This window comes from Streptomyces sp. NPDC032126, assembly GCF_055580085.1.
Window position 1 is genome coordinate 237,475 of sequence record NZ_JBVIMA010000011.1, and the last position, 19,969, is coordinate 257,443.

Below are 19,969 nucleotides of genomic sequence, written 5' to 3' on the forward strand. Positions count from 1 at the left end.
GGCGAGGGGTGTGGGGCGGCAACCGGCGCGCCCCTCGCCGTTCACTTCGGCTTCCCCCGTATGCCGTATTACGCGTAACCGCGTCACTCCATTGGCCGTTGCCGCGCACGGGCCGACAGGTCCGACCGCTCGCGCCGACCCATGGATGTCACCTTGCCCAGGTTCAGTGTCATCGTCCCCGCGTACAAGGTTCAGGCGTATCTGCACGAGTGCCTCGATTCGGTGCTGTCGCAGTCGTATCCCGATCTCGAACTGATCGCCGTCGACGACCGTTCCCCGGACGCCTGTGGCGCGATCATCGACGAGTTCGCGGCCCGTGACCCGCGCGTCCGGCCCGTGCACCTGCCGCGGAACGTGGGCCTCGGCCCCGCCCGCAACGCCGGTCTCGCCGAGGCGGGCGGCGACTACGTCCTGTTCCTCGACGGCGACGACACCCTCACCCCGGACACCCTGCTCGCCCTGAGCGAGCGGCTGACGCGGACGGGCGAACCGGACGTCCTGGTCTACGACTTCGCGTACACGTCCTGGTCGGGCGAGGCGGTGCGCAACGCGTTCTCCGCGCACCTCACCGAGCGGGGGCCGGCGCCCTTCCGGCTGGAGGACCGCCCGGGTCTGCTGCGGGTGCTGATGGTCGCCTGGAACAAGGCGTACCGGCGGGAGTTCGTCGAGGCGAACGGCTTCGCGTTCCCGCCGGGCTACTACGAGGACACGCCCTGGACGTACCCCGTGCTGATGGCGGCGGAGTCGATCGCGACCCTGGACCGGGTGTGCGTGCACTACCGGCAGCGCCGACGGGGCAACATCCTGTCCACGACCAGCCGGCGGCACTTCGACATCTTCGACCAGTACGACCGGGTCTTCGCGTTCGTCGAGGGGCGGCCCGAACTCGCCCGGTGGAAGCCGGTGTTGTTCCGCCGCATGGTCGACCACCTGTCCACCGTGTTCACCAAGCGGGACCGGCTGCCGAGGGACGCGCGCGCCGACTTCCTGCGCCGGGCCCGCGCCCACTACCGCCGCTACCGCGTCCCCGGCGCCGCCGTCCCGCTGCGCTCCCGGCTGCGGCACTCCCTGGTCCACTTCGGCCTGCACCGCACGTTCCGGGCCCTGCGGCTGGCCCTCGATGTGGGCGGGCGCGTCCGCAAGCTGGGCGCCCTGGCCGTCCGGGCGCTGCGGGCGGGCCTCCTCCAGCTGCACTACCGCGTCCAGCTGCGGCTGCCCGTGCGCGAGGACCGGGCCGTGTTCGCCGCCTACTGGGGCCGGGGCCACGGCTGCAACCCGGGCGCCCTGGAGGCCGCGTTCCGCGCGTACGCCCCGCAGGTGCGCACCGCGTGGATCGCCCGCAAGGAGCACCACCACACGATCCCGCCGGGAACGCGCCGGCTCACCCCGGGCACGGCCGCCTACTGGACGGCCCTGGCCCGCTCCAAGTACCTCGTCAACAACGTCAACTTCGACCGCCGGCTGGTCAAGCGCCCCGGCCAGGTCTTCGTGCAGACCCAGCACGGCACCCCGCTCAAGCGGATGGGCCTGGACCTCCAGGACCGCCCGGCGGCCGCCCGCGGCATGGACTTCCGCAGGCTCCTGAAGGGCGTCGACAAGTGGGACTACGTCCTGTCCGCGAACCGGCACACCACGCTCACCTGGGAGCGGGTCTACCCGGGCCGCTACGAGACCCTCGCCTACGGCTATCCCCGCAACGACGTGTTCCAGCGGGCCACCGCGCACGACGTGGCCCGCGTCCGGGCCGCGCTCGGCATCCCCCCGGACGCGGTCGCGATCCTCTACGCGCCCACCCACCGCGACTACCGCCGCACCCAGCGCGCCCCCCTCGACCTGGAGCGGATCCTCGGCCGCCTGGGCCCCCGCTTCGTGATCCTGGCCCGCGCCCACTACTGGCAGCGGGGCGGCCCGCGACCGGGCCCCCGGGTCATCGACGTCACCGACCACCCGAGCGTGGAGTCGCTGTGCCTCGCCTCCGACGCGCTGGTCACCGACTACTCGTCCCTCATGTTCGACTACGCCAACCTCGACCGCCCGATCGTCGTGCACACCGACGACTGGGAGGCCTATGAGGCGGCCCGCGGCACCTACTTCGACCTGCGGGACTTCCCGCCGGGCGCGGTCGCGCGCAGCGAGGACGAACTGGTCGACATCTTCACCAGCGGGCACTGGCGCGGCTCCCGCTCGGCCCAGCTGCGGGCCGCGTTCCGGGAGCGCTTCTGCCCCTACGACGACGGCCGGGCCGCCGAGCGGGTCGTGCGCCGGGTCGTGCTGGGCGAGCCGGAGAGCGCCCTGCCGCCCGTCGTCCCGCTGCCCGAGCGCCGCCCGGCGCCCGCCGCGACCTCCGGCATCGCCACCCCGTCCACCGGCCGGTCCCCCGGGCCCGCACCGCACGCCACGGTCCCGCACCCGTCCGCCCGGATCACCGTCACCGACCGCCGCTGAACGCCGTTGTCCCTCACGGGAGTGCGTCCTCCTTGTCAGCGCCCAGAGAAAGAGCAGCATGCCCCGCTTCAGCATCATCGTCCCGTCCCATGGGGTCGCCGGCCGGCTCTCCCTGGCGCTGGACTCCGTCCTCGCCCAGTCCTTCGGCGACTTCGAGCTGATCCCGGTCTGCGACGCGCCCGACACCCCGGCGGCGGCCCTGGCGGCCGGATACGCCGAGCGGGACTCCCGGGTGGCGCCGGTGCACTCGCCGCCGTCGGCCGGGCTGAGCGGGGCCCGCACCACCGGCCTGCGCGCCGCGACCGGCGCCTACCTGCTGTTCCTCGACGGCGACGACACCCTCGCCCCCGGCGCCCTCGCCGCCCTGGCCGCCCGGCTGGACGAGACGGGCGACGTCGACGTCCTGTACGCCGAGCACGAGCGCACCCCCTGGTGGGAGGGCGAGCCCACCAACCCGGCCGCCCCGCTGCTCGCCCAGGTGCCGCAGCGTCCCTTCGCCCCCGCCGAGGCGCCCTGGCTGACCGGGGTGCGGTTGCCCGTGTGGAGCGCGGTCCACCGGCGGGCCTTCCTCGCCGAGCACCGGATCACCTTCCCCGACGGCCACTTCACCGATCTCGGCTTCGGCGGCCTGGTGACGCTGCACGCCGAGCGGATCGCGGTGCTGCGCGCGGTCGTCGTACGGCATCTGCTGCGCCGGCAGGGCAGCCGGCTGAATCTGCCGGGCGCGCACCACGTCGAACTCCTCGACTGCGCCGAGCTGGTGCTGACCCGCGCCGCCGAGGCCGGGCTGCCCGTCGAGCGGTCGGGCCCGCTGTTCGAGCAGCTCTTCGCCGCCGTCCTGAAGACGGCCGCCCACCCCGACCGGCTCCCCGCCCGGCTGCGCCGCTCCTTCTTCCGGCGCGCTGCCGCGCTGTACCGGCGGCACCGGCCGGCCGGCTTCCGCCTGCCGGGCGGGAGCGTCGGGGTGCAGCACCGGCTGCTGGCGGCGGGGGCGTACAGCGCGTTCCGGGCGCTGCGGGGCGCCAACCGGCGGCTGTCCGCCGTCCCCGTACCGCGCCCCCGAGGGCTGCGGACCCGGCTGTACTACCGGCGCCAGTTGCGCCGCCGTATCGACCCGAACCTGGCGGTGTACTGCGCCTATTGGGGCCGGGGGTACGCGTGCAACCCGGCCGCGATCCACGCCAAGGCCGCCGAACTCGCCCCGCACATCAGGTCGGTGTTCCTCGTCGAGGCCGGTCAGGCGCACACCGTGCCGCAGGGCGTCGACCACGCCGTCCTCGGCAGCCGCCGCGCCTGGCAGCTGCTGGCCCGCGCCAAGTACCTGGTCAACAACGCCAACTTCGCGGAGGGCGTGGTCAAGCGGCCGGGCAGTGTGCACCTCCAGACGCAGCACGGGACGCCACTGAAGAAGATGGGCGTCGACCAGTCGACGTACCCGGTGGTGGCCGCCGGCACCGGCAGCTTCACCAAGCTGCTGGGCCGGGTGGGCCGCTGGGACTACAACCTGTCGTCCAACACCCACTCCACCCAGACGTGGGAGCGCGCCTTCCCCGGCTCCTACGAGCAGCTGGAGTACGGCTATCCGCGCAACGACGTGTTCTACACGGCGACCGCCGAGGACGTGGCCCGGATCCGGCGGGAACTGGGCGTCCCCGACGGGAAGACGGCCGTCCTGTACGCGCCCACCCACCGCGACCACCGCGACGGCTTCGAGACCGGCCTGGACCTGGAGGCCTTCTGCGAGGAGGCCGGCGAGGACATCGTCGTCCTGCTGCGCGCCCACTACTTCTACGACCGGGGCGCCCGCAGCGCCTGCGGCCGGATCATCGACGTCACCGCCCACCGCTCCACCGAGGACGTCTGCCTGGCCGCCGACGTGCTGGTCACCGACTACTCGTCGATCATGTTCGACTACGCCAACCTGGACCGCCCGATCGTGGTGTACGCCGACGACTGGGACGTCTACCAGGAGACACGGGGCGTCTACTTCGACCTGATGGCGGCCCCGCCCGGCCCCGTGGCCCGTACGCCCGAGGAGCTGGCGCGCGTCTTCCGCGACAGTGTCCACCGGGGCGGCGAGTCCCGGGCGCGGCGGGCGGCGTTCCGGGCCCGCTTCTGCCAGTTCGACGACGGCCGGGCCGCCGAGCGCGTGGTGCGCCGGGTGCTGCTCGGCGAGCCCCCGCGGGAGATCCCGGCCGTACGGCCGCTCGCGCAGCGCGTCCCGGCCCCGGCCGCCTCCCCCCTCGTAAGGAAGTGACCCGAGCAGTGCCCCGCTTCAGCATCATCGTTCCCTGCTTCAAGGTGCAGGGCTTTCTGCGCGAGTGTCTCGACTCGGTCCTGGGGCAGTCGTACCAGGACATCGAGGTGATCGCCGTCGACGACCGCTCGCCCGACGGCTGCGGCGCGATCCTCGACGAGTACGCGGCCCGCGATCCGCGCGTCAGGGCCCTGCATCTGCCGGAGAACGCCGGTCTCGGGCGCGCCCGCAACGCCGGGATGCCGCATGCCACCGGCGACTACCTGTTCTTCCTCGACAGCGACGACACCCTCACCCCGGGCGCCCTGCGCGCGATCGCCGACCGGCTGGAGGAGACCGAGGACCCCGATGTGCTGGTCTTCGACTACGCGCGCACGTACTGGTGGGGCGGGACCCGGCGCAACGCCCTCGCGGGGGTGCTCGCCGAACGCGACGACACCTTCACCGTCACCGAACACCCGCGGATCCTCGACCTGTTGATGGTCGTGTGGAACAAGGTGTACCGGCGGGACTACGTCGAGAAGAACGACTTCGCGTTCCCGCCCGGCTACTACGAGGACACGCCCTGGACCTTCCCGGTCCTGCTCAGCGCCGAGCGGATCGCCACGCTGGACCGGATCTGCCTGGACTACCGGCAGCGCCGCCAGGGCAACATCCTGTCCACCACCAGCCGCAAGCACTTCGACATCCACGACCAGTACGAGCGGGTCTTCGCGTTCGTCGACTCCCGCCCCGACCTCGCGCCCTGGCGGCCGTATCTGCACCGCAAGATGGGCGAGCACTGCCTGGACATCCTCTCCAAGCCGGACCGGCTGCCGCCCGCCGACAAGGGCGAGTTCTTCCGGCGCACCGCCGAGATGTTCCGCGCGCACCGGCCCGCCGGGGAGCCCGTCCCCGCCGAACTGCGGGTCCTGGAGGGCCGGTACACGGCCTACAGGGTGAGGCGGCAGGCCGAGCGGGCCGTGCGCGAGCTGGCCCGGCGGCGGGCGGCCCTGCGCGCGGCGGCGGGTGCGCGGCTGCGCCGGGGCGCCGCCGCCGTCCACGCCCGCCGCCCCCTGGACCCGCGTCTCGTGCTGTACTCGGCGTTCTCGCACCGGGGCGTGCTCGGCGATCCGGCGGCGATCTACCACAAGGCCCGCGAGATCGCCCCGCAGCTGCGCGGCGTGTGGGTGGTGCGCGACGAGGAGACGGCCGCCGCGCTGCCCGAGGGTGTCGAGCATGTCCTCCTCGACTCCCCCGCCCACCGCCGGCTGGCCGCGCGGGCCACGTACTTCGTCAACAACGTCAACTGGCCCGGCACGCCGGCCAAACGGCCCGGCACGGTCCACATCCACACCCATCAGGGCACCCCGCTGAAGTACATGGGCGCCGACCTGCTCACCAAGCCCGGCGCCCGCCACGGTGTCGACGTGCCGCAGATGCTGCGCCGCGCCGACCGCTGGGACCACAGCCTGGTCGCCAACCCGCACTCGGAGCTGGTGTGGGAGCGGGCCTACCCGTGCCACTTCGCCTCCGCGCGCACCGGCAGCCCCCGCAACGACGTCCTGGTCACCGCGGGCGCCGAGGAGACGCGGGCGGCCCGCGAACGGCTCGGTGTCCCCGCCGACCACACGGTCGTGCTGTACGCGCCGACCCGACGCGAGTACCGGCGCGGCGGGCACGTCGACCGGGTCGATCTGGCCCGGTTCGCCGCCGACCTGGGCGAGCGACACACCCTCGTCGTACGCCTCCACCCGTCGCTGGCGTCCGGCCCGGCGCGCGGCATGGGCCTGTCGGAGCTGCACCGGCGCGGGGTCCTGATCGACGCGACGGACGTACCGCACGTCGAGGACGTCATGCTGGCCTCCGACGTCCTGGTCACCGACTACTCGGCCCTGATGTTCGACTACGCCTGCCTCGACCGGCCGATCGTCGTGCACGCCGACGACTGGGCGGCGTACCGGGCGAGCCGGGGCACCTACTTCGACATCACCGCCGAACCGCCCGGGCATGTCTCGCGCAGCTACCGCGAGCTGGCCTGGCTGCTGGCCTCCGGGAGCTGGCGCGACGAGGAGGCGGCCCGGCTGCGCGCCGACTTCCGGCGCCGGTTCTGCGTGTACGACGACGGCCGGGCCGCCGAGCGGGTGGTACGGATGCTGCTGCTGGGGGAGAGCATGCCGGGGCCGGAGCTGGGGTCGGGTTCGGAGCCGGGGTGGGAGCAGGCGCGGCTGCCCGGGCAGGCGGCCGGTATCGAGCGGCCGGTGGTCACCCGGTGAAGCCGGCCGGCGGTCACCCCCCGGTGAACCGGGCGGCGGGCTCTTGACGCATCCGGCGGTGGTCACTCGATGAGGTGACGGACGGCTGGGCCGTCGACGCGGGCGGGAACATATGGCCGGTGCCCCTTCCGTCCCTTCGCGCGCGTACGGCGTTCGGCGCGACCGCGCCGCGCGGCGGCCGACGGTGGCGCCCGAGCCCGTACCAGGTGGCCGGGTTCCTGTTCGTCCTGTTCGTCCTGTTCGTCCTGGTCTTCCTGGTGATGACGACGACGGGCAGCCTGGGCCATCCGTCGACGTTCGCGATCGGGCTCACCTGCTGGGCGTGGACGCTGACGGGCGCGCGGGCGCGGGACGAACGGCGGGTGCGGTTCGTGGGCCCGAGCGGGCTGCGCGGCCGGTCGGGGTACGCGGCGCTGGGCGCGCTGTACGGGGTGATCGCGCTGGTGCATCCGAGCACGTCGGTGGCGGCGCTGCTGGGCGCGGTCGCGTTCGTGGCCGGTGGGCAGCGGGGCTGGAGCCGGGCCGTGGCGGCGCGCTGGGCGCTGGCCGGGGCGGTGGCGCTCGCGGTGGCGGTGAGCGGGCCGTCGTACGACGGGGCCGCGCGCTCCCTGGGGCGGGGCGAGGTGGTGATCGCCGAAGGGTACGACGCCGTCCGGGCGATCGCCGGGTACGGCGTGAATCCGGCGGCGCCCGCCTTGCCGGACGCGGCTCTCTCCGAACGGGAGCGGCGGCGCGGGCCGGCGTGACGTGCGGGCCTGTCCCGCGTGTCGCGATCGCCCGCCGCCACCGCGTCCGCCGGCTGCTGCTGACGCGGTGGCATCCCGTTGGCCTGGAGCCGGCGAACAGGGGAAGTGCCGGCGCGGGTCGGGTGAGGGTGGCCCGTGGCGGAGGGGCTTACTCGATGACGAGGTCGACGTCGATGTTGCCGCGGGTGGCGTTGGAGTAGGGGCAGACCTGGTGGGCGGTCTCGACCAGCTTGCGGCCGGTGACCTCGTCCACGGTGTCGGGGAGCTCGACGCGCAGCGTCACCTTCAGGCCGAAGCCCTCGCCCTGCTTGCCGATGCCGACCTCGGCGGTGACGGCGGCCTCGCTGACATCGACCTTGGCCTGGCGGCCGACGACACCGAGGGCGCTGCCGAAACAGGCCGCGTACCCGGCGGCGAAGAGCTGCTCGGGGTTGGTGCCCTGACCGTTGCCGCCGAGCTCCACCGGCATGGCGAGCGCGAGGTCGATCTTGCCGTCGGAGGAGACGGCGCGGCCCTCGCGGCCGTGGGTGGCGGTGGCGACTGCGGTGTAGAGCGCGTCCATGGATGAACCATCCCTCTCGGTAAGTCATGTTCGGGTGAGCACAAGTAGAGCACACGATTCAGTTGTGCACAACTAAATGGCTTGCAAGGGCTATCCTGGGGGGTATGACCTCGCCTGTCCCCGCCGAAGAAGTGAACTGGCTGCGCCTGGACCGCCAGATCTGCTTCTCCCTGCACGCCGCCTCGCGCGCCTTCAACGGGCTCTACCGGGTCGTCCTCAAGGACCTCGGGCTGACCTACCCGCAGTACCTGGTGATGCTGGTGCTGTGGGAGGAGGGCGAGCTGCCCGTGAAGAAACTCGGCGAGCATCTGCGGCTGGACTCCGGGACGCTGTCCCCGCTGCTCAAGCGGCTGGAGGCGGCCGGCCTGGTCGTGCGCGAGCGCAGCGCACGCGACGAGCGGTCGGTGGTGATCCGGCCGACCGAGGAGGGCGCGGCACTGCGCGAGCGGGCGCTGGAGGTGCCCCGCCGGATCGCCGCGGGGACGACCTACGACCCGGACGAGATCCGCGAGCTGCGCGAACGCCTCGATAGCCTCACCGCGGCGCTGGACGCGGCGACCGCCCTGGAGGAGAGCCGGGAACGGGCCCGGGAACAGGAGCCGGACGGCGACCGGGGCCGGGACAGCCGCGGTTAGGCGAACGCGCGTACGCACAGTAATGAGACGGGTGCGCTGGGTTGTCCACAGGCCCTGCGCGGGGCTTCGACGGCTGCTTCACTGAGAGGACACGGGGAGGACCAGGGCCGGCGAAGGTGCGGGCCTACGGACGAGGGGACGGCCGCGGATGACCTGGCTGATCACGGGCGGCGCCGGATACATCGGAGCGCATGTCGTACGGGCGATGACCGAGGCGGGCGAGCGCGCCGTGGTCTACGACGACCTGTCGACGGGGATCGCCGGGCGGGTGCCGAGAGGCGTGCCGCTGGTGGTGGGCTCGACGCTGGACGGCGGACGACTGGCGGAGATGATCGCCGCGCACGAGGTGACGGGGGTCGTGCATCTGGCGGCGAAGAAGCAGGTCGGCGAGTCCGTGGACCGGCCCCTGCACTACTACCGGGAGAACGTGGAGGGGCTGCGCGTCCTGCTGGAGGCGGTCACCGGGGCGGGGGTCCCGTCCTTCGTGTTCTCGTCCTCGGCGGCCGTGTACGGCATGCCGGACGTGGACCTGGTGACGGAGGAGACGCCCTGCCTGCCGATGTCGCCCTACGGCGAGACCAAGCTGGCCGGAGAGTGGCTGGTGCGGGCCACGGGCCGGGCGACGAGCCTGTCCACGGCGTCCCTGCGCTACTTCAACGTGGCCGGCGCGGCCCGTCCCGAACTGGCCGACGTGGGCGTCTTCAACCTGATCCCCATGGTCTTCGAGAGACTCACGGAAAACGCCCCGCCGCGCATCTTCGGCGACGACTACCCGACACCCGACGGCACCTGCGTGCGTGACTACATCCATGTGGTCGACCTGGCCGAGGCGCACGTGGCCGCGGCCCGCGCGCTGCGCGCGACCCCCGGCCGCGACCTCACCCTCAACATCGGCCGCGGCGAAGGCGTCTCGGTCCGCGAGATGATCGACCGCGTCAACGCGGTCACGGGCTACGACCGCCCCCCGACCACCACCCCCCGCCGCCCCGGCGACCCACCCCGCGTGGTCGCCTCCGCCGACCGCGCCGCGACAGAACTCTCCTGGAAGGCCAAACACGACATCCAGGACATGATCACCTCAGCCTGGGAGGGCTGGGTCCACCACCACCCGGAGGCGGCGCGGGTGTAGGAGCCCGCTTTCCGGAACTAGTCTTCCGGGATGACCTCCCGATCCGATCACCCCCACCCCGCCTCCCGCGCCGACCGCACCGTGGGAGCTGTGTTGGGGTCGGCGGTGGGTGACGCTCTGGGCGCGCCCTTCGAGTTCGGTCCGGAGGGGGCCTTCTCTGCGCGCTTTCCCGCGGCCCTTCCCGGCGGCGAGATGTGCGGCGGTGGCGGCTGGGACCCGGGGGAGGCGACCGACGACACGCAGATGGCCGTCCTGGTCGCTGAGTCCCTGCTGGAACGCGGCGGATTGGACCTGCCGGACATCTTCCACCGCTTCCAGCGCTGGGCGGCCGCCGACCCGAAGGACATCGGCCTCCAGACCGAGGCGGTCCTCGGCAGCGGCGACCCGTGGGACACCGCGGCGGCCCTGCACTTCCAGACGAGTCAACGGGCAGCGGGCAACGGCGCGTTGATGCGGGCTGCGACCTCGGCCGTGTACTTCGCGAGCCGGGGACGCGAGGCGACCATGGACGCCGGCCGGCGCCTCGCCGCGCTCACCCACGGCGACCGTGCGGCCTGGGAGGGCACCGCGGCGTTCCACGAGCTGGTCCGGATCGCGTTGGCCGGAGACGACCCGCTGAGGGCCGTACCGGACACGCTGGCCGCCCTCCACCCCGATCACCGAGCCCGCTACGCCACGGTCCTCTCCCCCACGTGGCATCCGGACGAGGCGACCGAGTTCAACGGGGCGGTCTGGCCCTGCCTGGGCTCCGCCGTCTGGGCCCTGCGAACGACCTCCTCCTACGAGGACGCCGTCCGCGCCGCGGTCGACCTCGGCGGCGACACGGACACGGTCGCGGCGGTGACGGGCGGCCTGGCGGGCGCGGTGTACGGCGCCGGGGCGATTCCGGAGCGGTGGACGCGGCCTCTGCACGTACCGCTGCCCGGGTTCGGCGACCGTGTGCTGCGCGGCCCGGAACTCACGGCGCTGGCCGGTCGGCTCGGCCTCACAGCGCCTTGAGCGCCTCCGTCGTCGCGTGGGCCAGGCCCGGTAGGTAGCCCTTGGGGAGTTTGGGGCTGCGGATCACCACCGAGCGCCAGTACAGGGGGCCGGAGATCAGGTCGAGGGCCAGTTCCTCGTCGAGGCCCTCGCGGACCTCGCCGCGCCGTACCGCCGCCGCGATGATCTTCGCGGCGACGCCCTCCTGGCCCTCCCGCAGCGCCTTCTGCATGGCCTCCGCGATGTCCGGGTTACGGGCGGCCTCAGCCTGGAGGTCGGGGATGATCTGCGAGGCGACCGGGTGCCGCAGCGCACGGGACGTCACCTCGTACAGCACCCGCAGGTCGCCCTCCAGGCTGCCCGTCTCCGGCGCCGGCAGGCCCTGCACGGCGATCACCGAGACGATGTCCAGGACCAGGTGCAGCTTGGAGCGCCAGCGGCGGTAGACCGCGGTCTTGCCGACGCCCGCCCGCCGGGCGATGCCCTCGATCGACATGCGCGCATAGCCGACGGAGGCGAGCTCCTCGAAGACGGCGGCCCGGATGGCTTCCGTCACGTCCTCCCGGAGCACGGCCGCTCCGGCGGGGGCCCGGCGGCGCGGACGCGTCTCGGATCCGTCGGCATTGGTCGTCATACGAACCAGCATAGGGCGTTACGACGATACGGTTGCGTTCCGACGTCGGTTGGGCCTACTCTCGCGTTGCGACGATACGGTCCCGTCCCGACGCAAAGAAAACGTCAAGCAGAGACGCGAGAAGGCGCCGGACCACGGGTGGCACACCGGACGCGCACCCCCACCCCCGAGCGAAAGCAGCGGATGTGAGCCAGGTACTCGACACACCGCCCCGGACAGCGGCCGACTCCCACGAGGCCCTCTCGGCCCTCGCAGCCCGGCACGGCCTCTCGGTCAGCGGCGCCCGTCCCTCGCTGCCCGACTACATCCGTCAGCTGTGGGCCCGCCGCCACTTCATCAGCGCCTTCGCCACCGCCAAGCTCACCGCCCAGTACAGCCAGGCGAAGCTCGGCCAGATCTGGCAGGTGATGACCCCGCTGCTGAACGCGGCGGTGTACTACTTCATCTTCGGTGTCCTGCTCGGCACCAAGCGCGGCGTCGCCGACTTCATCCCCTTCCTGGTCACGGGCGTCTTCGTGTGGACCTTCACACAGAGCTCGATCATGGCGGGCACCCGCGCCATCTCCGGCAACATCGGCCTGGTCCGCGCCCTGCACTTCCCGCGCGCCGCCCTCCCGATCTCCTTCTGCCTCCAGCAGCTCCAGCAGCTGCTGTTCTCGATGGCCGCGCTGGTGGTCATCCTGCTCGCCGTCGGCGTGCCCCCGGCCGTCTCCTGGGTGCTGTGCGTCCCGGTCCTGGTCCTGCAGTTCGTGTTCAACGCCGGCGTCTCGATGGTCCTGGCCCGGATCGGCGCCAAGACTCCCGACATCGCCCAGCTGATGCCGTTCATCCTGCGCACCTGGATGTACGTCTCCGGTGTGATGTGGAGCATCGACAACCTGCTGAAGAACCACCACAACTGGCCGGCCTGGCTCGACGACCTGCTGCGCGCCAACCCCGCCGCTGTGTACATCGACCTGATGCGCTTCGCGCTCATCGACAGCTTCCACGCCAGCCAGCTGCCCCCGCACGTCTGGGCCTGGGCGCTCGGCTGGGCGGTCGTCGCCGGCGTCGGCGGCTTCATCTACTTCTGGAAGGCTGAGGAGACGTACGGCCGTGGCTGACAGCACCGAACTCACCGGCGAGAAGATCCCCACCGTCATCGCCGACGGCGTCGACATCATCTACCGCGTCCACGGCACCGGCGCGGGCAAGGGCAGCGCCACCGCCGCCCTCAACCGCATCGTGCGCCGCAAGAAGGCCGAGCAGGCCTCCGGCACCCGCTTGGTGCACGCCGTGAAGAACGTGTCGTTCGTCGCCTACAAGGGCGAGGCCATCGGCCTGATCGGCACCAACGGCTCCGGCAAGTCCACCCTGCTCAAGGCCGTCGCCGGCCTGCTCCCCGTGGAGCGCGGCAAGATCTACACCGACGGCCAGCCCTCCCTCCTCGGCGTCAACGCCGCCCTCATGGGCGACCTGACCGGCGAGCGCAACGTCTACCTCGGCGGCCTCGCCATGGGCATGTCCCGCGAGCAGATCAAGGAGCGCTACCAGGAGATCGTCGACTTCTCCGGCATCAACGAGAAGGGCGACTTCATCTCCCTGCCGATGCGCACCTACTCCTCCGGCATGGGCTCCCGGCTGCGCTTCTCCATCGCCGCCGCCAAGGACCACGACGTGCTGCTCATCGACGAGGCCCTCGCCACCGGCGACGCGAAGTTCCAGGCCCGCTCGGCCGAGCGCATCCGCGAGATGCGGGCCCACGCGGGCACGGTCTTCCTCGTCAGCCACAGCCTCGGCGCGATCCGCGACACCTGCGAGCGCGTCCTGTGGCTGGAGCGCGGCGAGCTGCGCATGGACGGGCCGACCGAAGAGGTGCTGACGGCCTACGGGGACTTCACCAGCGGCAAGAAGCCGGCCCCGAAGCCGCTGGCCGCCGCCTGATCCACCCGGCGCGCAACCCGAGAAGGGGCGCCCCGAGCCACACCGGCTCGGGGCGCCCCTTCGTCGTAGGGCGCCCTACAGCCTCGTACTCGTAGGAGCCACGAAACTGTAGGGCCTCGCCTCGTAGGCGCTACGAGTGCGTGCGCAGCAGGGTGCGCATCGTGCGCATCGCCACCGACAGGTTGGCCAGGTCGAACGTCTCCGAGCCCTGGATCTCGTCCAGGGTCGAACGCGCGCGGCCCAGGATCGCCGAGTTCTTCTCCTCCCACGCCTTGAACCGCTGCTCCGGCGTCGACGTGCCGTTGCCGACGGCGAGCACGTCCGCGGTCAGGGCCGCGTGGGCCGCGTAGAGGTCCTCGCGGATCGAGGCGCGGGCCATGGACTGCCAGCGGTCCGCGCGCGGCAGCTCGATGATGCGGTCCATGAGCTGGGTGATGTGCAGCCGGTCGGCCAGGTCGTAGTAGACCTCGGCGACGTCCAGCGGGTCCTTGCCCATGCGGTCGGCCACCGACACGATGTCCAGCGTCGGGAACGCCGAGGAGAACCCGGCGACGCGCGTGGCGACCTCGTCCGGGACCCCGGCGCCGCTCAGCTCGTCGTAGATCTGCTGGTACCACTCCTGGTCCGCGCCGCGCAGCAGCTTCGGCAGCTGCGCCCACACGTGCTCGACGCGCTCGGCGAAGAACTCGACGGTCTCGGCGAGCTGCAGCGGCTGCGGCCGGTTGTTCAGCAGCCAGCGCGTGCCGCGCTCCACCAGACGCCGCGAGTGCAGCCGGATCCGCGTCTGCACCTCGGCCTCGACCCGGTTGTCGAGGGCCTCCACCGCGTCCCACACCGGGGCCGAGCGGAAGATCGCCCGGGCCGCGGTCTGCGCCCGCACGATCTCCTCCAGCGACGCTCCGGTCTCCTCGCGCAGCCGGTGCAGATACGTCGTACCGCCCGTGTTGACCGTGTCGTTGACGAGCACCGTCGTGGTGATCTCGCGCCGCAGCGGGTGGTTCTCGATCTGCTCGGCGAACTTCTCGCGCAGCGCGGTCGGGAAGTACGCGAAGAGCAGCCCGCGCAGATACGGGTCGTCGGGCAGCGAGGTGTGCAGCAGCTCATCCGACACCGTGATCTTCGTGTACGCCAGCAGGACCGCCGTCTCCGGGCCCGTCAGACCGTGCCCGGCGCCGAGCCGCTCACGGATCTGCCGGTCGCTGGGCAGGAACTCCAGCGCCCGGTCCAGATGCCCCTCGCGCACCAGGTGCCGCATGAAGCGCTGCTGGGCGTGGAGCATGTCCTTGGACTGGAACAGGGCGTTGGCGATCGCCGTGTTCTGCGCGTAGTTGTTGCGCAGGACGAGACGGCCGACCTCGTCGGTCATCTCGGCGAGCAGCCGGTTGCGCTGCTTGACGGTCATCTCGCCGTCCGAGACCAGCCCGTTGAGCAGGATCTTGATGTTCACCTCGTGGTCGGAGGTGTCCACGCCCGCGCTGTTGTCGATGGCGTCGGTGTTGACCTTGCCGCCGGTCTGCGCGAACTCGATCCGGCCCAGCTGGGTCAGGCCCAGGTTGCCGCCCTCGCCGACCACCTTCGCCCGCAGGTCCGCGCCGTTCACGCGGATCGCGTCGTTCGCCTTGTCGCCGACGTCCGCGTGCGACTCGCTCGACGCCTTCACGTACGTGCCGATGCCGCCGTTCCACAGCAGGTCCACCGGCGCGGTGAGGATGGCCTTCATCAGGTCGGCCGGCGTCATCTTGGAGATCTTGTCCTCGATGCCGAGGGCCGCCCGGATGTGACCGTTGAGCGGAATGGCCTTCGCCGTACGGGGGAACACGCCGCCGCCCGTCGACAGCAGCGTCGTGTCGTAATCCGCCCAGCTGGACCGCGGCAGCTCGAACAGGCGGCGCCGCTCGGCGTACGACGTGGCCGCGTCCGGGACGGGGTCGATGAAGATGTGCCGGTGGTCGAAGGCGGCGACCAGGCGGATGTGCTCGGACAGCAGCATGCCGTTGCCGAACACGTCACCGGACATGTCACCGATGCCGACGACCGTGAAGTCCTCGCTCTGCGTGTCCACGCCCAGCTCGCGGAAGTGCCGCTTCACGGACTCCCACGCGCCGCGCGCGGTGATGCCCATGCCCTTGTGGTCGTAGCCGGCCGATCCGCCGGAGGCGAAGGCGTCGCCGAGCCAGAAGTCGTACGCCTCGGCGACCTCGTTGGCGATGTCGGAGAACGTCGCCGTGCCCTTGTCGGCGGCGACGACCAGATACGTGTCGTCCTCGTCGTGGCGGACCACGTCGGCCGGCGGCACGACCTCGCCCGCGACCATGTTGTCGGTGATGTCCAGCAGCGCCGAGATGAACGTCTTGTAGCTGGCGATGCCCTCGGCGAGCCACGCGTCGCGGTCCACCGCCGGGTCGGGCAGCTGCTTGGCGACGAAGCCGCCCTTGGCACCGACCGGCACGATGACGGTGTTCTTCACCATCTGCGCCTTCACCAGGCCGAGGATCTCCGTACGGAAGTCCTCACGGCGGTCGGACCAGCGCAGACCACCGCGCGCGACCTTGCCGAAGCGCAGGTGCACGCCCTCGACGCGCGGCGAGTACACCCAGATCTCGAACGCCGGGCGCGGGGCCGGCAGATCGGGGATCGCCTGCGGGTCGAACTTCATGGAGACGTACGCGTGCGGCGAGCCGCTCTTGTTCGTCTGGAAGAAGTTCGTGCGCAGGGTCGCCTTGATGACCGTCAGGAACGAGCGCAGGATGCGGTCCTCGTCGAGCGAGGCGACCTGGTCCAGCGCGGCGTCGAGCTCCTCCAGGAGCGCGTCGACGATCTCCATCCCGGCGCGCTGCCGGTCCGGCGACATCCGCGCCTCGAACAGGGAGACGAGGAGGCGGGTGGTGTGGACATTGTTACGGAGGGTGTCCTCCATGTAGTCCTGGCTGAACGTGGAACCGGCCTGGCGCAGGTACTTGGCGTACGCGCGCAGCACCATCGCCTGCCGCCAGCTCAGCCCGGCGCCCAGCACCAGCGCGTTGAAGCCGTCGTTCTCCGCCTGACCGGTCCAGGTCGCGGAGAACGCCTCCTGGAAGCGCTCGCGCGCGTCGTCGGCGAGGTAGTCCCCGCTGCCGTTGCCGCCCTTGGGGACGCGCAGGCCGAAGTCGTAGATCCACGCGACACTGCGGTCGGCGCAGCGCAGCTCGTACGGCCGCTCGTCGATCACCTCGACGCCGAGCCGGTTGAGGACCGGCAGCACCGCGGACAGGGAGATCGCCTCGCCCTTGCGGTAGATCTTGAAGCGGCGCTCGTCGGGCGCGGCCCCCACCGGCTCGTACAGGCTGAGCGAGAAGTTCTGCTCCTCGGTCAGCCGCTCCAGGTGGACGAGGTCGGAGACCGCGGCACGCGGGGTGTGGTCGGCCTTGTAGCCCTCGGGGAAGGCGTTGTTGTAGCGGCGCAGCAGCTCGGCCGTGCGTTCCTCGCCCAGCTCCGCGTTGAGCGCCTCGGCGAAGGCGTCGGCCCAGGACCGGGCGGCCTCCACCAGACGGGCCTCGATGCGCTCCTTGTCGCTGTCGCTGAGCTGCGGCAGCTCGGTGCCCTGCGGGACGCGCACGACGAAGTGCAGCCGGGACAGGATCGACTCGGTGTTCCAGGCGGTGAAGTCGACGCTGATGCCGCCGAGCTCCTCCTTCAGGATGTCGATGATCCGCAGCCGGACGCCGGTGGTGTAGCGGTCGCGGGGCAGGTAGACGAGGGCCGAGTAGTAGCGGCCGTACTCGTCCTGGCGCAGGTAGAGCCGCAACCGGCGCCGCTCCTGGAGGTACAGCACCGAGGTGGTGATCGCCTGCAGCTCGTCGGCCGGCGTCTGGAACAGCTCGTCGCGCGGGTACGTCTCCATGATCTGGAGCAGGTCGCGCCCGTCGTGGCTGTGCGGTGAGAAACCGGCGCCCTTGAGGACGGCGTCGACCTTGCGGCGCACCACCGGCACCCGCATCACCGACTCGGTGTACGCGGCGGAGGAGAACAGTCCGAGGAAGCGCCGCTCACCGACGACATTGCCGTCGGCGTCGAACTTCTTCACTCCCACGTAGTCGAGGTACGACGGCCGGTGCACGGTGGCCCGGCTGTTGGCCTTGGTCAGCACGAGCAGCTTGTGCTCGCGGGCCTTGGCGCGGGCGTCGGCGGGCAGCCGCTCGAAGGAGGGGCTGACGGGGTGGCTCTCGTCGCTCGCGTGGTGGGGGTCGGCGCGCAGTATGCCGAGACCGGTGCCGGGCACGGCGGCGAGGGAGTCGTCGTCGCGCAGCTCGTACTCGCGGTAGCCAAGGAAGGTGAAGTGGTCGGCGGCGAGCCAGCGCAGCAGCTCACGGGCCTCTTCGATGTCGGGTCCCGGCAGATCGCCGGGCACGGGCTCCTCGCTCAGGCCGTCCGCGATGCGCAGCGCGGCCTCCCGCATCTTCTCCCAGTCCTCGACGGCCTCCCGGACGTCGGACAGGACGCGCAGCAGATCGGCGGTGATCTGCTTCAGGTCGGCGCGGTCGGTCTCCCGATCGATCTCGACGTGGATCCAGGACTCGACGTGCGCGTCGTGGGCGAGGTCGGCGGCGGCGGGCGCGGCGCTGAGGACCTCGATCAGCTTGCCGGTGACATCGCGCCGGACGACGACCTGCGGGTGGATGACGACATGGATCCCGCGGCCCTGCCGCGTCAGCTCGTTGGTGACGGAGTCCACGAGGAAGGGCATGTCGTCGGTGACGACCTCGACCACGGAGTGGCTGCAGGTCCAGCCGTTCTCCTCGACGGTCGGGGTGTGCACGCGGACGTTGGCGGTGCCCTGGGGGCGGTTCTCCGCGAGCCGGTAGTGGGACAGCGCGGCGCCGAAGACGTCGACCGGGTCGCGGTCGCCGAGGTCTTCCGGGGCGGTGTGCAGGTAGTAGCGCTGGAGGAACGAGAGCACGGAGTCGTGGTCCGGGGTGCCGGGGGTGCCCGCGCCGTCCGGGGTGTCCGGAGTGCCCGCGGAGCCCTCGCCCGTGGTCCCGGTCGGTAGGTGCCCCCCGACCGGGCTGTTCTCAGCGACCCGGGCGGCCCGTTCGAGCAGCTCGGCCTTGGCTTCGTCCAGCTTGGTCTGCATTGTCCTCTGGCTCCTGTCGCGCGCCGTTGCGTGACGTAGAAGGAAAAACGGTCTCTTTCCCTCCGGCGGGACGCCGCGACGCGGGGTGTCCGGTCTGTGACGACGCTATGCCGGGAGGTGAGACGAGCGGGGAGATCTGAGCCACTTTTGAGCCACCGGCGGAATGTGACGGCGCTCTGTGCGCATCACGTGTCCCGCTCGAGTACGGAGGCGCCCAGAGGGCCGTCGCCCCACCCCGCCCGCGAAGACCAGCGACCGCCGCCCGGTCACGGAGATGGTCCGTGCACGCCGGGCGCAAGGCAGGGGCAGGAAGGCCCCCGCGAGCTATCGCGCTGATCACGCCACTAAGGCTATCGCTCCCTACGGGTGCCCCGTCATGAGCCGTATGTGTACAAAACAGGGGCCGGAACTTTGACGTTCTGCACAGGGGCGGAGGGGGCGGGGGGTGCTTCGGGGCGAGGGCGGGGGGTGCTTGGGGTCTAGGGCGGGGGTTGCTTGAGGTCGAGAGTGGGGTGTGCGTCGGGGCGAGGGCGGGGGCAGGTTTGCGGCCGGGGCGGGGAAAAGTCGACGTGCATCACAACGCGACGCACCCTGAAAGCGACCGCCCCCTTGGCAAGCCCGCCCCCGAGAGGCACCTTGCCCATGACACCGCCACCGCACGCCACCGACACGGCCACCGAGGAGCCCGCACCATGACAGCGAAAATCCTCATCGTCACCGGCGACGCAGCAGAGTCCCTGGAGGTCCTCTACCCCTACCAACGCCTGCGCGAAGAGGGCTACGAGGTCCACATCGCCGCCCCCACCCGCAAAAAGCTCCAGTTCGTGGTCCACGACTTCGAGCCCGGCTTCGACACCTACACCGAGAAACCCGGCTACACCTTCCCCGCCGACCTCGCCTTCTCCGAGGTCGACCCCGGCCAGTACGTCGCCGTCGTCATCCCCGGCGGCCGCGCTCCCGAGTACCTGCGCAACGACCCGGAACTCCGCAAGATCCTCAAGTCGTTCTTCGACTCCGACAAGCCCGTGGCCCAGATCTGCCACGGCCCCCTCCTCACCGCCGCCGTGGACGCCCTCAGCGGCCGCCGCGTCACGGCGTACCCCGCGCTGGAGATCGACATGCAGACGGCCGGCGCGACCTTCCAGGACACCGAGGCGGTGGTCGACGGCACCCTCGTCTCCTCGCGCGCCTGGCCCGACCACCCGGCCTGGATGCGCGAGTTCCTGACCGTACTCCGCGCGAAGGCCCCGGTGACCTGAACGTCCTGCGCACCTGAGGCGCCCCTCACTTACCGG

The 19,969-nt window shown here is 71.8% G+C and carries 13 protein-coding genes; 10 read left to right on the forward strand and 3 right to left on the reverse strand.

Annotated features, from left to right (window positions below; all coding sequences use genetic code 11):
* Positions 1-153 precede the first annotated feature (153 nt).
* From ACZ5NW_RS33710 to ACZ5NW_RS33725, 4 genes are all read left to right on the forward strand, one after another.
* Entirely contained in the window at positions 154-2,445 is a 2,292-nt protein-coding gene (locus ACZ5NW_RS33710; protein ID WP_468747807.1) for a bifunctional glycosyltransferase/CDP-glycerol:glycerophosphate glycerophosphotransferase, read from the forward strand.
* Between the two features lie 58 nt (positions 2,446-2,503).
* Positions 2,504-4,702: a bifunctional glycosyltransferase/CDP-glycerol:glycerophosphate glycerophosphotransferase gene (locus ACZ5NW_RS33715; RefSeq protein ID WP_468747808.1), complete on the forward strand. Its 2,199-nt coding sequence runs from the start codon at positions 2,504-2,506 to the stop codon at positions 4,700-4,702.
* A gap of 8 nt (positions 4,703-4,710) precedes the next feature.
* Positions 4,711-6,957, forward strand: coding sequence for a bifunctional glycosyltransferase/CDP-glycerol:glycerophosphate glycerophosphotransferase (locus tag ACZ5NW_RS33720; protein ID WP_468747809.1), 2,247 nt, complete (start codon positions 4,711-4,713; stop codon positions 6,955-6,957).
* Between the two features lie 119 nt (positions 6,958-7,076).
* Positions 7,077-7,703, forward strand: coding sequence for a hypothetical protein (locus ACZ5NW_RS33725; RefSeq protein WP_468747810.1), 627 nt, complete (start codon positions 7,077-7,079; stop codon positions 7,701-7,703).
* 148 nt (positions 7,704-7,851) lie between these two features.
* Here ACZ5NW_RS33725 and ACZ5NW_RS33730 read toward each other — a convergent pair whose 3' ends face one another.
* Entirely contained in the window at positions 7,852-8,265 is a 414-nt protein-coding gene (locus ACZ5NW_RS33730) for an organic hydroperoxide resistance protein (RefSeq protein ID WP_468747811.1), read from the reverse strand.
* A gap of 104 nt (positions 8,266-8,369) precedes the next feature.
* Here ACZ5NW_RS33730 and ACZ5NW_RS33735 point away from each other — a divergent pair, with 104 nt between their 5' ends.
* The 3 genes from ACZ5NW_RS33735 (at position 8,370) to ACZ5NW_RS33745 (ending at position 11,028) form a co-directional block, all read left to right on the forward strand.
* Positions 8,370-8,900, forward strand: coding sequence for a MarR family winged helix-turn-helix transcriptional regulator (locus ACZ5NW_RS33735; protein WP_468747812.1), 531 nt, complete (start codon positions 8,370-8,372; stop codon positions 8,898-8,900).
* Positions 8,901-9,048: 148 nt separating this feature from the next.
* Positions 9,049-10,029 carry a UDP-glucose 4-epimerase GalE gene (galE, locus tag ACZ5NW_RS33740; RefSeq protein WP_468747813.1) on the forward strand — a complete coding sequence of 327 codons (981 nt, stop codon included), beginning with the start codon at positions 9,049-9,051 and terminating at the stop codon, positions 10,027-10,029.
* Positions 10,030-10,059: 30 nt separating this feature from the next.
* Positions 10,060-11,028 (forward strand): ADP-ribosylglycohydrolase family protein, encoded by a 969-nt coding sequence (locus ACZ5NW_RS33745; protein ID WP_468747814.1) that lies wholly within the window; start codon positions 10,060-10,062, stop codon positions 11,026-11,028.
* Here ACZ5NW_RS33745 and ACZ5NW_RS33750 read toward each other — a convergent pair.
* A complete protein-coding gene (locus tag ACZ5NW_RS33750; protein ID WP_468747815.1) occupies positions 11,015-11,653 on the reverse strand; it encodes a TetR/AcrR family transcriptional regulator in 639 nt (212 codons plus the stop codon). The two genes, ACZ5NW_RS33745 and ACZ5NW_RS33750, sit on opposite strands and share 14 nt — an antisense overlap.
* A gap of 173 nt (positions 11,654-11,826) precedes the next feature.
* Here ACZ5NW_RS33750 and ACZ5NW_RS33755 point away from each other — a divergent pair, with 173 nt between their 5' ends.
* Both ACZ5NW_RS33755 and ACZ5NW_RS33760 read left to right on the forward strand, forming a co-directional pair.
* Positions 11,827-12,744 carry an ABC transporter permease gene (locus tag ACZ5NW_RS33755; protein WP_468747816.1) on the forward strand — a complete coding sequence of 306 codons (918 nt, stop codon included), beginning with the start codon at positions 11,827-11,829 and terminating at the stop codon, positions 12,742-12,744.
* Complete coding sequence (locus ACZ5NW_RS33760; protein WP_468747817.1) at positions 12,737-13,564, forward strand: ABC transporter ATP-binding protein; 828 nt, start codon at positions 12,737-12,739, stop codon at positions 13,562-13,564. The genes ACZ5NW_RS33755 and ACZ5NW_RS33760 overlap by 8 nt, the downstream gene beginning before the upstream one ends.
* Positions 13,565-13,694: 130 nt before the next feature.
* Here ACZ5NW_RS33760 and ACZ5NW_RS33765 read toward each other — a convergent pair whose 3' ends face one another.
* Entirely contained in the window at positions 13,695-18,674 is a 4,980-nt protein-coding gene (locus ACZ5NW_RS33765; RefSeq protein ID WP_468747818.1) for an NAD-glutamate dehydrogenase, read from the reverse strand.
* Positions 18,675-19,366: 692 nt separating this feature from the next.
* Here ACZ5NW_RS33765 and ACZ5NW_RS33770 point away from each other — a divergent pair.
* Positions 19,367-19,933: a DJ-1/PfpI family protein gene (locus ACZ5NW_RS33770; RefSeq protein WP_468747819.1), complete on the forward strand. Its 567-nt coding sequence runs from the start codon at positions 19,367-19,369 to the stop codon at positions 19,931-19,933.
* The last annotated feature ends 36 nt before the right edge of the window (positions 19,934-19,969 follow it).